16 protein-coding genes are annotated in these 19,006 nt (G+C 62.9%); 14 read left to right on the top strand and 2 right to left on the bottom strand.

Annotated elements, in window-relative coordinates; genetic code table 11:
- Window positions 1-35: 35 nt before the first annotated feature.
- Window positions 36-1,262, top strand: a complete 1,227-nt coding sequence (locus BC363_RS04600; RefSeq protein ID WP_065785710.1) for an acyl-CoA dehydrogenase family protein — start codon at window positions 36-38, stop codon at window positions 1,260-1,262.
- A 389-nt stretch (window positions 1,263-1,651) separates the two neighbouring features.
- On the opposite strand, the gene BC363_RS04595 is transcribed toward BC363_RS04600, so the two are convergent.
- A complete protein-coding gene (locus BC363_RS04595) occupies window positions 1,652-3,049 on the bottom strand; it encodes an LLM class flavin-dependent oxidoreductase (RefSeq protein ID WP_065785709.1) in 1,398 nt (465 codons plus the stop codon).
- Window positions 3,050-3,133: 84 nt separating this feature from the next.
- Complete coding sequence (locus tag BC363_RS04590; RefSeq protein WP_065785708.1) at window positions 3,134-4,351, bottom strand: SfnB family sulfur acquisition oxidoreductase; 1,218 nt, start codon at window positions 4,349-4,351, stop codon at window positions 3,134-3,136.
- Between the two features lie 393 nt (window positions 4,352-4,744).
- Here BC363_RS04590 and BC363_RS04585 point away from each other — a divergent pair, with 393 nt between their 5' ends.
- The 13 genes from BC363_RS04585 (at window position 4,745) to repB (ending at window position 18,849) form a co-directional block, all read left to right on the top strand.
- Entirely contained in the window at window positions 4,745-5,131 is a 387-nt protein-coding gene (locus BC363_RS04585) for a hypothetical protein (protein ID WP_065785707.1), read from the top strand.
- A 200-nt stretch (window positions 5,132-5,331) separates the two neighbouring features.
- Window positions 5,332-6,234, top strand: coding sequence for a LysR family transcriptional regulator (locus tag BC363_RS04580; protein ID WP_065785706.1), 903 nt, complete (start codon window positions 5,332-5,334; stop codon window positions 6,232-6,234).
- Between the two features lie 97 nt (window positions 6,235-6,331).
- Window positions 6,332-6,820, top strand: a complete 489-nt coding sequence (locus BC363_RS04575; protein ID WP_065785705.1) for a GAF domain-containing protein — start codon at window positions 6,332-6,334, stop codon at window positions 6,818-6,820.
- A gap of 59 nt (window positions 6,821-6,879) precedes the next feature.
- A complete protein-coding gene (locus BC363_RS04570) occupies window positions 6,880-8,010 on the top strand; it encodes an NAD(P)-binding domain-containing protein (RefSeq protein WP_065785704.1) in 1,131 nt (376 codons plus the stop codon).
- Between the two features lie 345 nt (window positions 8,011-8,355).
- The gene (locus BC363_RS04565; RefSeq protein WP_065785703.1) at window positions 8,356-8,535 is read left to right on the top strand and encodes a hypothetical protein; all 180 of its coding nucleotides are present in this window, start codon (window positions 8,356-8,358) and stop codon (window positions 8,533-8,535) included.
- A 321-nt stretch (window positions 8,536-8,856) separates the two neighbouring features.
- Window positions 8,857-9,801 carry an ABC transporter permease gene (locus BC363_RS04560; protein ID WP_065785702.1) on the top strand — a complete coding sequence of 315 codons (945 nt, stop codon included), beginning with the start codon at window positions 8,857-8,859 and terminating at the stop codon, window positions 9,799-9,801.
- Window positions 9,798-10,616, top strand: coding sequence for an ABC transporter permease (locus BC363_RS04555; RefSeq protein ID WP_065785701.1), 819 nt, complete (start codon window positions 9,798-9,800; stop codon window positions 10,614-10,616). The genes BC363_RS04560 and BC363_RS04555 overlap by 4 nt, the downstream gene beginning before the upstream one ends.
- Window positions 10,613-12,241: an ABC transporter ATP-binding protein gene (locus BC363_RS04550; RefSeq protein WP_065785700.1), complete on the top strand. Its 1,629-nt coding sequence runs from the start codon at window positions 10,613-10,615 to the stop codon at window positions 12,239-12,241. Before BC363_RS04555 ends, BC363_RS04550 begins: the two co-directional genes overlap by 4 nt.
- Window position 12,242: 1 nt before the next feature.
- Window positions 12,243-13,100 carry a serine hydrolase gene (locus tag BC363_RS04545; protein ID WP_065785699.1) on the top strand — a complete coding sequence of 286 codons (858 nt, stop codon included), beginning with the start codon at window positions 12,243-12,245 and terminating at the stop codon, window positions 13,098-13,100.
- Window positions 13,101-13,152: 52 nt separating this feature from the next.
- Window positions 13,153-14,697, top strand: coding sequence for an ABC transporter substrate-binding protein (locus tag BC363_RS04540; protein WP_065785698.1), 1,545 nt, complete (start codon window positions 13,153-13,155; stop codon window positions 14,695-14,697).
- Window positions 14,698-14,809: 112 nt separating this feature from the next.
- On the top strand, window positions 14,810-16,249 hold the full coding sequence (locus tag BC363_RS04535; protein ID WP_065785697.1) for a M20 family metallopeptidase: 1,440 nt from the start codon (window positions 14,810-14,812) through the stop codon (window positions 16,247-16,249).
- A gap of 276 nt (window positions 16,250-16,525) precedes the next feature.
- Window positions 16,526-17,779: a plasmid partitioning protein RepA gene (gene repA, locus BC363_RS04530; protein ID WP_141690219.1), complete on the top strand. Its 1,254-nt coding sequence runs from the start codon at window positions 16,526-16,528 to the stop codon at window positions 17,777-17,779.
- Between the two features lie 5 nt (window positions 17,780-17,784).
- On the top strand, window positions 17,785-18,849 hold the full coding sequence (gene repB / locus BC363_RS04525; protein ID WP_065785695.1) for a plasmid partitioning protein RepB: 1,065 nt from the start codon (window positions 17,785-17,787) through the stop codon (window positions 18,847-18,849).
- Window positions 18,850-19,006: the final 157 nt, after the last annotated feature.

The following is a 19,006-nucleotide window of genomic DNA, read 5'->3' as shown; positions in this document are numbered from 1 at the left end:
TGCACTATTTCGCCTCAACCAATGGAGAGAGGCGAATGAGCAACGTGCATTTCCTCCGGGAGCCCGAACCGGCCAATACCGAACAGCAAGAAAAGCGCCAGCATCTGTATGCGCAGGCGACCGAACTGTCGGGTGAGCTTGCCCGAGGCGGTGCCGAGCTCGATCGCCTCGGCTTGCCGCCACGCGACGAAATCGAAGCGCTGCGTCGGGCGGGACTGCTGTCGGCACTGCACGCGCCTGAAGTCGGTGGCTCGGGCTTAAGCTGGGTGGACGGGTTGCGTCTCGTGCGGATCATATCGCGCGGGGAAAGCTCGATCGGCCAATTGCTCGGCTACCACTATGTCAACAGCCAGTATGCCTACTGGGCGGCGGCGGATCCGAACCAGGCTTGGGTGCTCGGCGCCGAAACGGTCGAGCGGCAGCTCTATTGGGGTGCGGCAGTCAACCCGCGCGACCCCGGGCTGGTGCTGGAGCGGCGTGGCGGCCACTATGTGCTCAACGGTCGCAAGACCTTTTCGACCGGCGCGCATGTCTCCGATCGCATCAACGTCAACGCGACGCTCAATGGCAGGATCGCCAATTTCGTCGTGCCGACGGATCGGCCGGGTTATGTCGCCCATGACGATTGGGATAATATCGGCCAGCGCCTGTCCGACAGCGGCAGCGTCGAGTTTCGCGACTTTCCCGTCTACGAGCGTGATTTTATCCTGCCCCTTGCCGACCCGTCCGATCCGCCCCCGGTGCAGGCGACGTTCAACACGCCGCTGATCCAGCTTGTCTTCGTCAATTTCTATCTCGGCACGGCTGAAGGCGCGCTGGCTGCTGCGCTCGACTACATCAGAACTACCACGCGACCCTGGATCACGTCGGGCGTCACGCGAGCCAGCGAGGACCCCTACATTCTCGAACGTGTCGGCGAATTGCAGGCCGCCTTGAAGGCGTCTGTGGCTTTGGCCGACGTGGCGGCGGGCGTTGTCGAAGCGGCGCTGTCGAAGGGGCGGTCGGTCACGGAGCGCGAGCGCGGGGAAGCCGCGATCGAAGCCTATGCCGCCAAGGTCAATGCTACCCATGTGGCGCTCGATGTGACGGCCAAGGTTTTCGAACTGATGGGCGCGCGCGCCACGGCCGCGCATTATGGGTTCGATCGCTATTGGCGCAATGTCCGCACCCACACTCTGCATGACCCCGTGTTCTACAAGGCACGCGAGGTTGGCGACTTTGCGCTGAATGGCCGGATCCCGCCTGTGAGCCTTTACAGCTGATTGGGAGGGGTAGGGCCTGGTGGAAGAACCACCGAGCCTCAATACACGATGGAGAACGCCCGGCTTTTTCTGGGCGGCCAGCCTGCTGACAGGGTCCGGTCGGCTGACCGTGGCCGGCCGGCGGTCGTATTGATCGGCGTCTGTTCTATTCTCTCCGTCATGCTCGGGCTTGACCCGAGCATCCATCCGCCTCGGGCCTTTGGGTCCAGATCGCCTTTCTCGCCACGGACGCACCGCGCGTGGATCCTCGGGTCAAGCCCGAGGATGACGGCACGAGAGGCTGGGCGTCATGTCCGCTTGGTCATCCGCGGGCCCGACCGAGTCCTCGGGCTTGACCCGAGGATCCAGTCGCCGCCAACCTCCGGGTGGTTTTCCGTCGGGGGTTGTTCCTATGCGGAAGCCGCGATCGCGTGGCCATTCCCGGCGAGTTCCCGATAGCTCGCACCGGGATGGGGTGCCACGAGCCTCGGGCCGCCGCCGAACAGCTTTTCGCGCAGCGTGCCTTCGCGATAGGCGGTCTTGTAGACGCCGCGCTTCTGCAGTTCCGGCACCAGCAGGTCGACCGCATCCTCGAATGTCTCGGGCGTGACGGCATAGGCCAGGTTGAAGCCGTCGACATCGGTGTCTTCGACCCACTCCTGCAGGAGGTCGGCGACCGTTTGCGGGGAGCCGACGAAGACGGGACCGAAGCCGCCGATGCCGACCCAATTGGCCATTTCGCGCACGGTCCAGACCTTGTCCGGGTCGATGGTCGTAAAGGTTTCGACCGCCGACTGGACCGCATTGGTGTAGCGATGGCGGAGCGGCTCGTCCGGTGCGAACTGGCCGAAATCGATGCCGGTCCATCCAGAGATCAGCGCCAGCGCGCCCTCATAGGAGACATGTTTGCGATAGTCCTCGAACTTCTTTTTCGCGTCCGCGTCGGTTTCGCCGAGGATCACGGTTTGCAGATTGAAGGTGAGGAGGTCGCGCGGATCGCGCCCTGCGCGCTCGGCCGCTTCGCGGACATTGGCCACGTATCGCTTCAGGACCGTTTTCGAGGGGGCCGCGACGAAGACGCACTCCGCGTGGGCGCCGGCAAAATCCTTGCCGCGGCTCGAAGCTCCGGCCTGGTAGAGAACGGGCGTGCGCTGCGGTGACGGCTCGCTCAGGTGGATGCCCGGGACGGTGAAATGCCGTCCGTGGTGGTCGATCGGATGCACCTTGCCGGGATGGGTGAAGAGGCCGCTAGCCCGGTCGCGCACGACCGCTCCGTCTTCCCAGCTGCCTTCCCAGAGCTTGTAACAGACCTCGAGATATTCTTCCGCGATATCGTAGCGATCGTCGTGCCGTGTCTGCTGTGCCTGGCCGATATTGAGCGCACCGCTGTTGAGATAGGAGGTGACGATATTCCAGCCGACGCGGCCCTTGGTCAGGTGGTCGAGCGTCGAGATCCGTCGCGCAAAGGTGTAGGGGTGTTCGAACGACAGCGAGGCCGTGAGCCCGAAGCCGAGATGTTCCGTCGCATGCGCCATGGTCGGCACCAGCTGCAGCGGATCGTTGACCGGAACCTGCGCGGAATGCCGGAGTGCCGCTTCCACATTGCCGTTCAGCACGTCGTAGACGCCGAGCACATCGGCAATGAACAGGCCGTCGAACTTGCCGCGTTCGAGCGTCGTTGCCAGATGCACCCAGTAGTCGAGATCCTTGTAACGCCAGGACTGGTCGCGCGGATGCGTCCAAAGGCCTGGAGATTGATGGCCGACACAGTTCATGTCGAAGGCATTCAGCCGGATTTCGCGGCTCATATCCGTCTCCTCATGGAAATCTGCATGCACGCCCCCGGAGATCGGTGCCGATCTCCGGGGGAAGGGCGGCATCAGGGTAAGGCGTCAGAGAGCGCCGTTCTTCGGCGGCGCGACACCATTCAGGTGATAGTTGCCGACGACGTGGTATTTCCAGCGCACCGGGTCATGCAGCGTGTGCGTGCGGGCATTGCGCCAGTGCCGGTCGAGATTGAGGCCTATGCGGGTGGCCGATGTGCCGGCGAGTTCGAACAGGGTGTTGGTGGCTTCGAGCGCGATTTCGGTCGTTAGCACTTTGGCGGCGGCGACGGCGAGCGTCGCCTCGACCACGCTCTCCTCGGTGCCGTTGATCTGGGCGATGTCGACCTTCTTGCCAGCGCGCTCGACAATGGCGGTCGCGGCCTCAAGCCGGATTGCAAGCTGTCCGACGCGCGCGATGGTCAGCGGGTCGTCCGCTGCCCGCTCGACGCCGCTATCCATCCAGGGGCGCGCCCGGTTGCGCACGAAATCGAGCGTGTCAGTGAAGGCGGCGCGCGCGATGCCGAGATCGATGCCGGCATGAATGATCTGACCGACCGCGCCGATCGTCGTCGGGCGTTCGAAACCGCGGTGATGGCGCACGACCGCGTCGGCCGTCACGTACACGTTCTGCAGTACCGTCGTTCCACTGCCAGTGGTGCGCTGTCCGAACCCGTCCCAATCGTCGATGATCTGCAGGCCGTCGGCGCTGCGCGGCACGAAGGACATGGTGAGTTTTTCGTCCTGATCGAGCGCGAACACGACGATCCATTCGGCAAAGAGCACGCCGGTCGAATAGAACTTGCGGCCGTTGAGGCGGTATCCGAGACCGTCCGGCGTCAGGCGCGTCGCATAGTCGCCGACGGTTTTCGTGTCTTTCTCGGAAAGCGCGTTGCCGAAGCGGTCGCCGGCCAAAGCCCGTCCGAAGAAGAATTTCTTCTGTTCTTCCGTGCCGTCCGTGCGCAGCGCCTCGAGGATATAGAAATGGTTCTGTGGGATCTGGCCGATCGAGCTATCGGCTTCAGACAGGATGGCGGTGATTTCCGCCAGTACGGCGTTGGAAACGTCGATGCCGTCATAGTCGGAAGGCACGGTGATCGCCAGCAGCCCTGATTGGGCAAGGGTGTCGAGCTCGTCGAAGGGCAGGATCCGGTCGGTATCCCGTTCGTTCGATCGTTTGGCGAATTCGCCCGCGAGGTCCCGGGCGATCTCCAGCGCCTCTTCCTCACTTGCGATCCGGTGTGCCGAGAGCTTTGTCTTTTCGGAAAGCTGCGAGATCGTCCCCATGTGATTGCTCCATGTCGATAGTGGCGCATATCTGTGAATTATCTGGCGTCTTCAGGTAAGATCGTATATTCTATGGAATATATGGATATTAGTTTTTCGTTCCTCAGGCTTTAGCGAACATTCGCCATTTCGAGGCTGATACTGCCGAATGGGGCACGAAATAGCTGCCGATCGGGCATGATCGCCGTTGCACCCAGAACGGCCGTCTTGCGAAAACTTCAAAAAAAGTCGCCGGTCGCTTGGAACCATTGCCACGTTTTTGCATTTCGCCATGGCCTGCAGTCCACCGATTGTGTGGTCGTCAAGGTACCGGCCACACGGCACGATGACAAATACATGCTGACAGTATTGGCCATTCGCGTTTCCCGGCCTTAACCACTGAAGGAGACACAAATGACGAATTTGCTGCCCGCTCTTCATGAAGGGCATGCCTCCATCATCCTGCAGAATCTCTTTCGAGATGCCCTCGAGGCCTATGATGATTGGGGCGAGGGGATGCCTGAACCCGTGGTTTCGTTCGAAGGCAAGCTGCTGCCAGTCAGGGTCGTCTTCGACTGGATGAAACCTTGCACCGACATCATGCCCGCAAACATGATCGGCATCGTCACCGATCGGTTGAGCAAACCCTGGAGTGGCGACGGTCCGCTCGATGAGATGACGTTCTCGACGGCGGCGCGTGTGATGTCCGTTCTGACCAAGCGCCAGTTGCGTCGTTATGGCAGCGGCTCGATCGAGGTCTTTGCCGAGCGCTTCAACCAATCGCTGCGCGTCGACACCTGATCGACGACAAGGCGGCCTGAACAAGCCGGAGAGCGCACGCGTGCTCTTCGGCGAATGCCCCCAATATTTCCGGGCCATCCGCACCCTGGCGCGTCACCGCGGCGTCAGACGAGCGCCGCCGTCGAATCCGGCTTCCTTGATTCGTCGCCTTTTCGTAAGCACGAAGGAGAAGACGGTAATGGGATGGATGCGGGGTCGGCATGAATTTTCGACAATTGGAAGTGTTGCGGACCCTGCTTGCCACCGGCTCGACGATCGCGGCGGCAAAAACCATGGGGCTCAGCCAGTCCGGTGTCAGCCGGCTCCTGCAACAACTGGAGGAGGACCTGTCGCTGACGCTGTTTGCACGCGACAAGGGCCGGCTGATCCCGACGCCGGAGGCGCTAAAACTGTCCGAGGATGCCGAACACATTTTGCTCGGGATCGATCGCTTTACCAATCTTGCCCAGGACCTTCGCAGTGGCGCCGTCGGCCCGGAAGTCGTGCGCATCGGCCTGCCGAACAGTATGTCCGAAAACTTCGCGCCTGCGATGCTGGCCGACTATGCCAAGGATTTCCCCGGCGTGCGTGTCGAAACCTTCTTCGATACGACGGTTGCGATTGCCCGCCTTGTGGAGCAGCGCGTCATCGATTTCGGCTTCCTGCGCTACGAGGGTCAATTGAGCGCCAGCCTCGAAATGCAGCCGGTGGCAGCCGGCGTCAGCGTCTGCGTCATGGCGAGGAACCATCCGTTGACGGCGCTCGACCACGTCACCCCAAGGGAACTCCGAGGCATACCGCTGATCCTGATCGGTCGCCGCCGGCCGACCCGGGTCATGCTCGACGAGATCTTTCGAAAGGCAGGCGTGCCGCAGAAGGTCAAGATCGAAACGCACAGCAACAGCTCGGCCTGCGCCTATGCCGCCCATGATCTCGGCGTGGCGATCATCAGCAGCTTCTTCGCCAACCTTCATCGGCATCTGCCGATCGAGATCAGAAGCTTTTCGCCCCACCTGACCCAGGACTTCGGTGTCGCAACCGCCGCCGGCGTGCCGCTGTCGATTGCGGCGCAGGCGATGATCGATTGCCTTAAAAGGCAAGTCGCCGCTTCACAGCAGCCATGAGCGCCTTGTTCGTCATCGGCGCAGATCCGCTGCAATTGGCAAAATGTCGAGCGCGACACTACATTGCCTGTCCACGCATTGAGAGAGTGAAGAGATCATGTTCCAGCCAGCGGCCATCGACACAGGCGACAAGACCGAATTCTACAGGCAATTGGCGCAGCAACTCGAATCCCTGCTGCAGGGTGAGCCGAACATGATCGCCAATGCGGCCAACACCTCGGCACTGATGTTCCAGACGATGCCCGACCTCAATTGGGCCGGCTTCTATTTTCTCGATTCCGATGACGAACTTGTGCTCGGGCCATTTCAGGGCAAGCCTGCCTGCGTCCGCATTCCTGTCGGCCGCGGCGTCTGCGGCACGGCCGTCAAAGAAGGGCAATCGATCCTCGTGGAAGACGTTCACGCCTTCCCGGGCCATATCGCCTGCGATGCGGCGTCCCGCTCCGAGCTCGTGGTTCCTGTCCGACGCCATGGCCGGGTGATCGGTGTCATCGACCTCGACAGCCCGGAACCAGCGCGCTTCGACCAGGACGACCAGGCCGGCATCGAAAAACTGGCGGCGATCTTCGCTGCGGCGATTGGCTGAGGGCCACCGACCGTGGATGTTCTGACAGGGAACGATCGGCCCTCGATTTTAGCCGCGCGATGACGGAGATCCGGCACGCCTTTCCACCCGTCGTCGAGACCGAAACGCATGCGCGCGTGGCCCGCAAGATCGACATCGTCGTCATCGGTGCCGGGCAGGCGGGTCTGTCTTCGGGCTACCACCTGAGCCGGCTCGGGCTGTCGCCTCAGATGCAATACGTCGTTATCGACCGGTCGCCGGAGCCGGGAGGCGCCTGGCAGTTCCGCTGGCCGTCGCTGACGCTGAGCACCGTCAATGGAATTCACGATCTTCCCGGCATGAAATTCGCCGACGCCGTCGACACGAGCAATGGGGAAGTCCATGCGGCGGTTGCGGTGCCGCAATATTACAGCGCCTACGAGAAGGCATTCGACCTTCCCGTTCGCCGACCGGTTGCCGTCAAGGTCGTGTGCGAGAGGGGTGAACGTTTCCGGGTCGAGACCGACGCCGGCGTCTATGCCGCGCGTGGCATCATCAACGCGACCGGCACCTGGGAGTCTCCCTACATTCCGCCCTATCCGGGATCGGATCTCTTTAGGGGGCGCCAGCTGCACACAAAGGATTATCAGACCGCCGAGCAGTTTGCCGGACAGCATGTGCTGGTGGTCGGTGGCGGCATTTCGGCAATCCAGCTGCTGGACGAAATATCCCAGGTGACATCGACCACATGGGTAACGCGGGAGGAGCCGGCGTTCCGTGACGAGCCGTTTACTTCAGAGGTCGGGCGTGCGGCCGTCGCGATGGTCGAAGACCGTGTCCGCCGCGGCCTGCCGCCGGGCTCGGTCGTCTCCGTAACCGGCATTCCGGTGACGCCGGCGATCCTCGCTGCCCGTGCGCGCGGTGCGCTCGATCGCCAGCCGATGTTTGCCGAGATCACCGAGCGCGGCGTGCGCTGGCAGGACGGGCGCGAGCAGGCCGTCGACGTCATTCTCTGGAGCACCGGCTTTCGAAGTGCGCTCGATCATCTGGCACCGCTGCAGCTGCGCAATGCCGACGGCGGCATCCTGATGGCCGGTCGGCTTGCGACACAGGTGGCAAAGGACCCGAGAATTCATCTCGTCGGTTACGGCCCCTCGGCGTCCACCATCGGTGCGAACCGGGCGGGAGGGGCTGCCGCTCGCGAGCTCGCCGATTGCCTCCATCTGCTTTAATCGCCCGCTGCTACGATCCCTTCGGAGTTGACGGTCGAGGTGCGCATAGCGTGTGGCAGACATAGGCATCGGCTCTTCGCAGCGCCGACCTTTGGGCATACGTCCAATGGATGCGATCTGCGGTATCAGCCTAAAAATTCCGCTTGAGCCGAACCTTGCGTCATACCTTAAGCACGATTCCCGAAGGCGCTTTGAATAGCCAGGCGTCGAGCGAAGGCGACCAAGCTTGCGGGAATTTGCTCCGGCGAGTGCGCCGATGCTGATGGCGTTTCGCTTCACCGGGCAGTGACACCACAGATTTCGTCTGGGCGGACTCGAGGGTGACGCGGAAGGATACGGTCGCGGATGATGTTGCAGGCAACGCAGAAGAAGCGCCAACCGGCTGGCACAACAGTTCGAATTGTGGTTGTCGGCATCGTCTTCGCCTTGTTCCTGGTCGGTATTGCGTCTGCCGTCAGCGCCACCGGCACGCGCGGCGGGCACCTGTTTCCCGATCTCAAGATGGGCTTCAACATTCGCTGGTGACCCAAGGTCCAGTGTGGACAGCCTTTGTGCTGCGGCATCGCGGCGCAATCCTCCTTGATAGCTGGCGCCCACCTTCACTCGCAGTCCGGAGCTTTTGATCCTGACCCGTCGCGTTTTGGCGTAACCGGCCCCTACCGTCATGCGACGCCATGCTTGATCGGTTCCGTCGGCTGACCGCATGTCATGCCTTCGTCATAGAGCTATGACGATTCCTCATAATATTGCGCGGTTTTTTCCATTCGATCATAGTCGTGTCAAGAAAAGCCGGCAGGAGGGCCGAATCGCGATGTCGCGCCGGGCCGTTCTCAGTACGGGGAACCCATGATCAAGTTCATACTCAATCGCCTCGTGATGGCGATACCGACGATCGTCATCGTCTCGGTTGCCGTCTTCACGCTCATCCGTCTCATCCCCGGCGATCCGGCTGCGCTGATGCTCGGCGATATGGCCGAGCCGCAGCAGATCGCCGAAATGCGAAGCGTGCTCGGCCTCGATCGCAGCATCCCCGAGCAGTTCGTCATCTGGGCCGGCAACATCCTGTCCGGCGATTTCGGCCGCTCGATCGTCACCGACGAGCCGGTTCTTCACCTGGTGCTGAGCCGCTTCATGGTGAGCGCCGAGATCGTCGTCATCGCCGTGTTCCTCGCGAGCCTGATCGCCGTTCCCGCCGGCGTCATCGCCGCCTGGCGGCAGAACAGCCTGACGGATCTGTCGCTGGTCGGCACGGCCACCGTGCTTCTGTCGATCCCGACCTTCTGGCTGGGTCTGCTGCTGCTGCTTGCCTTTGGCTTGAAGCTGGGCTGGCTGCCGGTGTTGGGCTACGTGCCGATCTCGGAAAACTGGAAGGCGGGCCTTCTCTACCTCGTTCTGCCCGTCATGACGTTGGTCATCCACGAAATGGGCGTGATCATCCGCATGGCGCGCGCCTCGACGCTCGAGGTTCTCCGGCTCGATTACATCACCCATGCGCGGGCCAAGGGGCTGTCGGAGAGCGCCGTCCTCTGGAAACATGCTTTCAAGAACGCGTTCGGTCCGACCTGGACGATGATCGGCCTGATCCTCGGCAATCTGCTCGGTGGCATCGCAGTCATTGAGACGGTCTTTACCATCCCTGGCCTCGGCCGCCTGATGGTCGACAGCATCTTCCAGCGGGACTATCCGGTGATCCAGGGCTGCCTGCTGCTCGTCGCTTTCTCCTATGTCGTCGTCAACTTCGTGGTCGACCTTCTCTATCCTCTCTTCGATCCGCGGGTGGTGGCAGAATGAGAAAGCTCACTTTCAACGGCGTCATCGGTGGCGGTCTCATCGCGGCGCTCGTCCTCACCGCGCTGATCGGCGTGTTCTGGACGCCCTACGATCCGATGGCGCTTGGCTTCACCTCGCGTCTTGCAGCGCCCGGCGCGCAGCATTGGCTCGGCACCGATGAGTTCGGACGCGACGTTGCCAGCCGCCTGATGATCGGCGCCCGCGCCAGCGTCTGGATCGGCTGCCTGACGGTCGCTTTCGCGGTCGTCTGCGGCACGCTGATCGGCCTCATCAGCGGCTATGCCCGCGGCTGGGTCGATGGCGTCATCATGGCGGTCAACAACGCGCTGCTCGCCTTCCCTGGTATCCTTCTGGCGCTCGGACTGCTCGCAGTCTTCGGGGCCAACCAATATGGCATCATCTTCGCGCTTGGCATTGCCTACACGCCATCGATGGCGCGTGTCGTGCGCGGCGCCGTGCTGTCGCTGCGCGAACGCGAATTCATCGAGGCGTCGCGCGTCATGGGGAATGGCGAAATTTACACCATGCTGCGCCACATCCTGCCGAACTGCCTGGCACCCATTACGGTGCTTGCGACTTCAATGTTCGGCTGGGCGATCCTGTCGGAAAGCGCGCTGTCGTTTCTCGGCCTCGGCGTGCCGCCACCGGCGCCGACCTGGGGCAACATGCTGGCCGCCGGTCGCCCGTTCATCGAGCAGGCCGTCTGGCTCGGTTTCTTCCCCGGCCTTTGCATCGCGCTGACGCTGCTCGGCATCAACCTTCTCGGCGACGCGCTCCGCGACAAGCTCGACCCCCGCATGCGAGGCCTGAAATGACCGGCAGTTCCCTACTCAGCGTTCGCGACCTGTCGCTGGCCGTCGCCCATAGCGGCAACCAGGTGGTGAGGAACGTCAGCTTCGACGTCGGCCCCGGCGAAATCGTCGGCATCGTCGGCGAATCCGGCTCCGGCAAGACGCTCGCGACGCGTGCGATTATCGGCCTGATCCCCCCGGCGGTACGCCATGTCGGCGGCACGATCAGCTATCGCGGGCGGGATGTACTGGCGATGAGGGATCACGATATCCGGCAGTTGCGCGGCGGCGAGATCGGCGTCGTGTTCCAGGAGCCGATGACCTCGCTCAACCCGTCGATGACCATCGGCAGGCAGCTCGAAGAAGGGCTGATCCTGCATACGAAGAAGAACGCCGACGAGCGTCGGGCCGCCATCCTCGACATGCTGAAGCGAGTCGGCCTGCGCGAGCCGGAGCGGGCGCTAGCCGCCTATCCGCACGAGTTTTCCGGCGGCATGCGCCAGCGCATCATGCTCGCCTCCGTCATGTTGCTGAAACCGGCCCTGCTGATTGCCGACGAGCCGACGACGGCGCTCGACGCCGTCGTGCAGCGCGACGTCATGGAACTGATGGTCGAACTCACCAAGGCCGAGGGCACGGCCGTTCTCCTGATCAGCCACGATCTGCCGATGGTCGCGCGCTATACCAATCGCTTCGTCGTCATGGAAAAGGGCATGATTGTCGAGCAGGGCACGACCGAGGACATTCTAAGCGCGCCGGAGCATCCCTACACCCGCAAGCTCCTGTCCTCGCTGCCGTTTCGCGCGGCACCGCGCAGGCTCGACATGTCGCGGACACCCATGGTGTCGGCGCGCAACATCGTGGTGGAATATCCCGGTCGCAAGGGGCTCTTCCGCAAGCAGGCGCCGAAGCGCGCGCTTCACGGCGTCAGCGTCGACATCCATGTCGGCGAGGTCGTAGCCCTCGTCGGCGGCTCCGGTTCGGGCAAGACGACGCTTGGCCGCACGATCGCCGGCCTTGTCGAGCAGAGCGAAGGCGAGATCCTCTTCCGGGGGCGCGAGCGCAGTGCCGACTGGCGTGACTACCGGCTGAATTGCCAGATGGTTTTCCAGGACCCCTATTCCTCGCTCGATCCGCGCATGACGATACAGGCGCTGGTCGAAGAGGCGCTGCGGCTGGTGCCCGATCTGGATGGTGCAGCCAAGCGCAAGCGGGCGCTCGAAACGCTTGACGAAGTCGGTCTTGGCGGCGATTTCGCCGGCCGTTATCCGCATGAGCTTTCCGGTGGCCAGCGTCAGCGCGTCGCCATTGCCCGAGCAATCGCCCGACGGCCGAAGTTCCTGATCGCCGACGAACCGGTCTCTGCGCTCGACGTCACGGTGCGGGCGCAGGTGCTCGAACTCTTCTCCGACCTGCAGAAGCGCTACGGGTTTTCCTGCCTGTTCATCAGCCATGACCTCGGCGTCGTCGAGCAGGTCGCCGACCGGGTGATCGTCATGCAGGACGGCCGCATCGTCGAACAGGGCGACCGCGACCGGATCTTCGACCAGCCGCAGGAAGCCTATACCCGCAAGCTGCTCTCGGCGATCCCGGCGCTCGATCTCAATCAGAGGGGTGGCGTCACCCTCAAATGGCGGCTGGAGGCCTGACATGACTGTAGCAATGAAAGCCGCGACAATGGCCGAACGGCTTCATGCGATTGCCGACGCCCAGCCGTTCATCACCCGTTTCCTCGTCCGCAATCTTGAGACTGGCGAGACGATAGGGCGGGGCGAGAACGAAGAGACGCCTTCGGCCAGCACCCGCAAGACCTCGATCATGATGGCGGCACTGAAGGCGGCGCACGAAGGCCGGCTCGATCTCGACGCAGGCATCACCTACGAGGAGAGGCTGAAGCACGAGGTCGCGAGCGGCATGTTCCGCTACATGACGCCGGGCCTCGTCATCCCGCTGCGCGACGCCATCGTCGGCATGATGGTGCTCAGCGACAATGTCTGCACCAAGATGGTGCTGGAGCGGCTGACGCTCGAAGAGGTCGACAGCTACTGCAAGGCGATCGGCATGGCCGGCACCCACCATCGCTTTCTGATCCCGCCGCTCGGCCTGAAGCCGGACCATTCGCTCGGCGAGGTGACGACGACGACGGCGAGCGACCAGATGTTGCTGCTCGAACTGATCCTCGCCGCGCAGGACGATGAGGCTGCTGCGGCACGTCTCGGCACTTCCGTCGAGCTTTGCCGCTTCGCGCTGCGGACGTTGAAGAACCAGGTGCTGCGCTACGGCATCCGCTCGCGGCTGCCTTTCGAGACGGTCGTCGCCAGCAAGTCCGGGCGCGGCAAACGCGGGCGCATGGACGCCGGGCTCGTCTATCGCAACAGTCGGCCGCTCTACGGTATCGCCATCTTTACCGACGCCGTGCCGCAGCTGATGCCCGATGGCACGCCCGGCTACGCCATCGCGCTCGAAACCATCGGTCGGCTGTCGCAGGCCTGCTGGGACGCGTTCTGACCGAAATCAACCGCAACAAACCAACAAGAAACAACTGGAGAAGAGTGGAACCATGAAAAACATATTCCTTGCCGGCACCATCCTGATGAGTGGCGTCGGCTTTGCCGAGGCGCGTGACCTGGTGGTTGCGCAGAGCTCTGACATCCGCAGCAACGTGCCGGGCGTCAACCGCGACGGCAACACCGATTCCGTGATCTTTCACATTGTCGAAGGCCTCGTCGGCTACGCCGAGAACGGCGAGGTGAAGCCGCTCGTCGCCAAGACCTTCGAGGTGTCTCCTGATGGATTGACCTATACGTTCAAGCTGCGCGAAGACGTGAAGTTCCACAATGGCAATGCGGTCACGGCCGACGATGTCGTGTGGAACTGGAACCGCTACATGGGCGCCGACACCAAGTGGACCTGCGCCGGCGATTTCGACGGCAGCAAGACCATCAAGGTATCCGCCGTCACGGCTGTCGATCCGAGCACGGTGACGATGACGATCGAAAAGCCGTCGGCCGTCTTTCTCGGCCTGATGGCGCGTCCGGAATGCGGATATACCGGCATCATCGCCAAGGATTCGGTCGGCGCCGACGGCGCCTTCGTTGCTCCTGTTGGTACCGGGCCGTTCAAATGGGCCGAATGGAAGAAGGGCGAATATGTCCGTCTCTTAAAGAACGAGGCCTATGTCTCGCCTGCCAATGACGGCAAGCCGGACGGCATGGTCGGCTCGAAGCGGCCGCTGGTCGACGGCATCAAGTTCATGGTCATCCCCGATGCATCGACGGTAAAAACCGGCCTGCTGTCGGGCGCCCTCGATACGGCCGAAGTTTCTGCCGACCTGATTTCGGAGTTCAAGGACAGCGAGACGATGCAGTTGATCGTCAAGCGCAACAACGGCAAGAACCTGCTTTACTTCCAGACCCGCGACAAGGTGTTGAGCAACGTCGGGGTACGCCGCGCCATGGCCGAAGCGCTCGACCTCGACCAGCTGGTTGCCGCCGTCTCCAACGGCACTGGCGAGGCCAATGCCTCGATGGTTTCGGCGGACTCGATCTTCTACTCGGATGCGCAGAAGACGAAGACCCCGATGGACCTGGAAAAGGCCAAGAAGGATCTGGCAGACGCCGGCTACAAGGGCGAGGCGATTACCATCATCGCCAACAAGCGCGGCAACGTGCCGAGCTTCCCGGCTGCGGTCGTCGCCCAGGCGATGATGCAGCAGGTCGGTCTCAATGTGCAGATCGAAGTGCTCGACTATGCGACCCAGGTCGACCGCCGCCGCTCGGGCAACTACCAGGTGATTTCGCAGTCGGTTGCACCGCGTCTCGATCCCGCGCTGATGTACGGCTTCTACGTCGGCAACAAGGACAAGAACGCGTCGCTGATGTGGGATAACCCGAAGGCGGTCGAGCTGATGAAGGCGGCCTATGTCGAGGCCGATCAGGCAAAGCGCCAGGCGATCTTCGACGAATTCCACAAGCTGATGCTCGAGGAAGTCCCGGGGATCTTCATGTACGACATGGTCGACATCTGGGGCGCGACGAAGAAGTTGCACGGCGAGCCCGTCTGGCAGTCGAACACCCGGCTCTGGGAAGTTACGCTCGACGACTAAGTCAAGCTCGGCCGGAACTCGTATCCGGTGGCGGCGACCGTGCCGCCACCCTCCACCTAAAGACAGAAATGCCAATGCGGCCGGCTCCCATGTCGCCGCAAGAGGAATACCTATGCCCCAGCCATCCGTCGTCGCCGCTCTTTCCGACATCGTCGAAGAGCTGAAGTCCGAATTCACTGCGATGAGCGACGCGATCTGGGACTATGCCGAGCTGAGCTTTCGCGAGCACAAGTCGGCGGCAATGCAGGTAGCGATGCTGGAGAAACATGGGTTTCGTATTGCGCGCGGAACGGCCGATATCGAAACGGCCTTTACCGGCGAAGCCGGCGAGGGCGGTCCGCTGATCGCCCTTCTCGGAGAGTTCGATGCGCTTGCCGGTTTGAGCCAGATCGCCGGCGTTGCCGAGGCAAAACCGCTTGAGGACGGAGGCACCGGACACGGCTGCGGCCACAATCTGCTCGGCACCGGCTCCCTGCTGGCCGCAGTCGCGCTTGCCCGCTACCTGCGCGAAAACAATCTGCCGGGAACGGTCCGTTACTATGGCTGCCCCGGCGAAGAGGGTGGCTCGGGCAAGACCTTCATGGCGCGTGCTGGCGCCTTTGCCGATGTCGATACCGCGCTCACCTGGCATCCAGCACCTTTCAATGGCGTGCGCTCGACCAACAATCTCGCGGTCCTCGAAATCTACTATCGTTTCAAGGGTGTCGCCGCACATGCCTCGAACGGCGCCCATCTTGGACGCAGCGCCCTCGATGCGCTGGAACTGATGAATATCGGCGTCAACTTCCTGCGCGAGCACATGCCGCAGGATTGCCGCGTGCATTATGCGATCACCGATGCAGGCGGCAAGGCGGCCAATGTCGTCCAGGCACGCGCCGAAGCGCTCTATCTTGTCCGCGCGCCACAAATGCCGGAAGCGCTTGCGCTGGCTGCCCGCATTGACAAGGTCGCCAAGGGCGCCGCGATGATGACGGAGACGCAGGTCGAGGTCGTCTTCGATCGGGCGGCAACCAACCTGTTGCCGAACATCACGCTGGAAACGGCGATCCACCAGAACATGGTTGCGCTCGGGCCGGTTCCCTTTGACGAGGCGGACCTTGATTTTGCCCGCGAGATCCAGCAGACCATGACGCCGGAGGCGATCGCCAGCAGCATCCGGCTCTACCAGATCAAGGGCGACGTGTTCTCCAACAGCCGGATGGATGGATCGAGCGGTCTGCACCTCGGGCTTCGCGATTTCGAGGGGCAGTCGCATTTCCGCGCCGGTTCGACCGATGTCGGCGATGTCAGCTGGGTCACGCCGACGGCGCAATGCTGGGCGCCCGCCTGGGCGATCGGTACTGCCCCGCACACCTGGCAGGTGGTCGCGCAGGGCAAGAGCCCCGCGGCCCACAAGGCCCTCGCCCATGCCGCCAAGTCGTTGGCAGCGACAGGCCTCGATCTCATTCTCGATCCGGAATTGCTTGCGCAGGCAAAGGCCGAGTGGCGTGAAAAGACCGAGGGCAAGCCTTACCAGTGCCCGATCCCGGATCATATCGGTCCCAAGCTCTGATCATTCGCGCGATTGCCGTCACGCGCTGCAACGACGAAGTCGCCGCCCTCGGGCCGGCGGCTTTTTCGTTTCCTCCGGGTCGCGATAGCGCAGGACCATGCCGGCCGGGATGTGCGAAATCGGCCCGACGCCTTGACGCGAATCATTGTCTGCGGCATCCCTGTTACGGAATTTTCTGAATATATGCTGTTTAGGCGTATCTCAATTAAATCTCTGTTAGTGCCTCCCGGTGTCAATGATGCGGGAGGGCACGCAAGGAGTATGGCGGGAATGGACATGACGGTAACACAGACGCGACCCGGGACGGATCTTTCCCACACCCGGCAGCCAGCCGACGAAGCCATCGCAGCCGATGCACGCGCCCTTTCCGAACAGCTGAAGGCAATGCGCGAGCGGCTGTTCCCGCCGACCGCGATGAAGACGCTTCGCAGCTTCACCTCCGGCGAGGCTGCCAAGCTGATCGGCGTTTCCGATGGCTACCTGCGCCAGCTGTCACTTGCGGGCGAGGGGCCGCAACCCGATACCGGCACCGGCGGGCGCCGTTCCTATTCGCTGTCCGACATCAACGCGCTGCGCCGCCACCTGGCCGAGCAGGCGCTTGCCAAGGGCAATGCCGCCAAGGCGCGCAGCTACCTGAAATGGCGCGACCGCGAGCGCGGCGAGCACCTGCAGGTGATTTCCGTCACCAACTTCAAGGGCGGCTCCGGCAAGACCACCTCGTCGGTCCACATCGCGCAATATCTGGCCATGACCGGCCACCGGGTTCTCGCCGTCGACCTCGACCCGCAGGCGTCGCTTTCGGCGCTTTTCGGCTACCAGCCGGAACTGGACCTCACCGGCAACGACACGCTCTATGGCGCCATTCGCTACGATGCCGAAGCTCGGCCGCTGAAGGACATCATCCGTCCGACCTATTTTGACGGGCTCGACCTGGTGCCCGGCAATCTGGAACTGCAGGAATTCGAACATACGACGCCGCAGGCGCTCAGCGCCCGCCATAACGGTTCAGATGCCGGCCCGCTGTTCTTCGCGCGGGTGCAGTCGGCGCTGGCAAGCGTGGCCGACGACTACGACGTCGTCGTCATCGATTGCCCGCCGCAGCTGGGCTATCTCACGCTGTCGGCGCTTTGCGCCTCGACCTCGGTGCTCGTCACCGTGCATCCGCAGATGCTCGACGTCGCGTCGATGAACCAGTTCCTCTACATGACCTCGGACTTGCTCAGTGTCGTGCGCGAAGCGGGCGGCGAGCTCAATTTCGACTTCCTGCGCTATCTCGTGACCCGCTTTGAGCCGAACGACGGCCCGCAGGCGCAGATCGTCGGTTTCATGCGTTCGCTGTTCGGAGATCGTGTCCTGACCTCGGCGATGGTCAAATCGACCGCGGTTTCCGATGCGGGTCTCACCAAGCAGACGCTTTACGAGGTCGGGCGGGAAAACTTCACCCGCGCCACCTACGACCGCGCGATCGAATCGCTGAATGCCGTCAACGGCGAGATCGAAGCTCTCATTCATGCGGCCTGGGGGCGCTAAAAGACATGGCTGGCAACCGCAAGAACGAACTGCGCGCACTCTTTTCCGGAAACGTGGCGCCGGTAGCACCCGCGCCTTCGGCCGAAGCGAATGCAGCAACGTCCGCTGAGGCAACGGCACTGACACCCGCGACGCCTCCGGCCGATACGCCACGGGCTGCCTCGGGCGCCATCAAGGCCATGGGCCTTTCCCTTGGCAGCATCACCAGGGAGGCCGAGGAGGCCCGATCGCTGCGCGAGGCGCTGCATCAGGGCGAGCGTGTCGTGGAACTCGATCCCGATCTGGTGGACGCCTCCTTCGTCGGCGACCGTCTGACCGACGGCGAACTCGATGATCCGGACTTTCTCGCTCTCGGCGACAGCATCCGCGAGAACGGCCAGCAGTCGCCGATCCTGGTGCGACCGCACCCGGAAAAGCAGGGGCGCTATCAAACCGCCTATGGCCACCGCCGGCTGAATGCCGTCCGCAGCCTCGGCATCAAGGTCAAGGCCATCGTCCGGTCCTTGACCGATGACGAACTCGTGCTGGCGCAGGGCAAGGAAAACGCCGAACGCCGCAACCTGTCATTTATCGAGCGGGCGCTGTTTGCCTCGGCCCTGGCCGAGCGCGGCTTTGATCGCAAGGTCATCGGCGATGCGCTTGCTGTCCAGAAGAGCGAACTGTCGCGGCTGATCCAGGTCGCCGAAAGCGTTCCGTTGGCAATCGCCCGGGCGATCGGTCCCGCGCCCAAGGTTGGTCGCGAACGCTGGATGGCGATCGGCGGCCTGCTCGAGGGCGAGGCAGCGTTACAGAAGGCGCAGGAAGAGATCGGCCTGAGGCGTTTCCTCGAGGCCGACAGCGACCGGCGCTTCCAGCTCGTCTTTGCGCGCCTGTCACGCACCGACAGGCAGGATCCGGCGAAGCCCGAGGTTCTCACCGACGAGAACGGCCGGGCCTTTGCCAAGTTGAAGCGAGACGGAAAGAGTGCCCGGATCGAGTTCTCGGCCGATGTCAGCCCGGTCTTTGTCGATGAGGCGATCGAGCGCCTTGCCGAGCATCACGCGGCTTTCGTGGCTGCGCGCCGGAGCTGATTGCTCGCGATTTTCGCAAGCCTGTCGCAGTCTTTATCGGGCCGGCGTGACGAGGTCACGCCGGCCCGATTCGTTGTGGCCTGTATCTGCGACCGAAGCGCATCACGTCGTTGTGCCGCGGCGTCCCAAAATGACGATCCGGAAGAAATATTTTCGA

Origin of the sequence: Ensifer sp. LC384 (assembly GCF_001695865.1) — a bacterium.
Lineage (GTDB): Bacteria > Pseudomonadota > Alphaproteobacteria > Rhizobiales > Rhizobiaceae > Ensifer.
The sequence above is the reverse complement of the archived record's forward strand: the minus strand, read 5'-3'. Positions and strand labels throughout refer to the sequence as shown.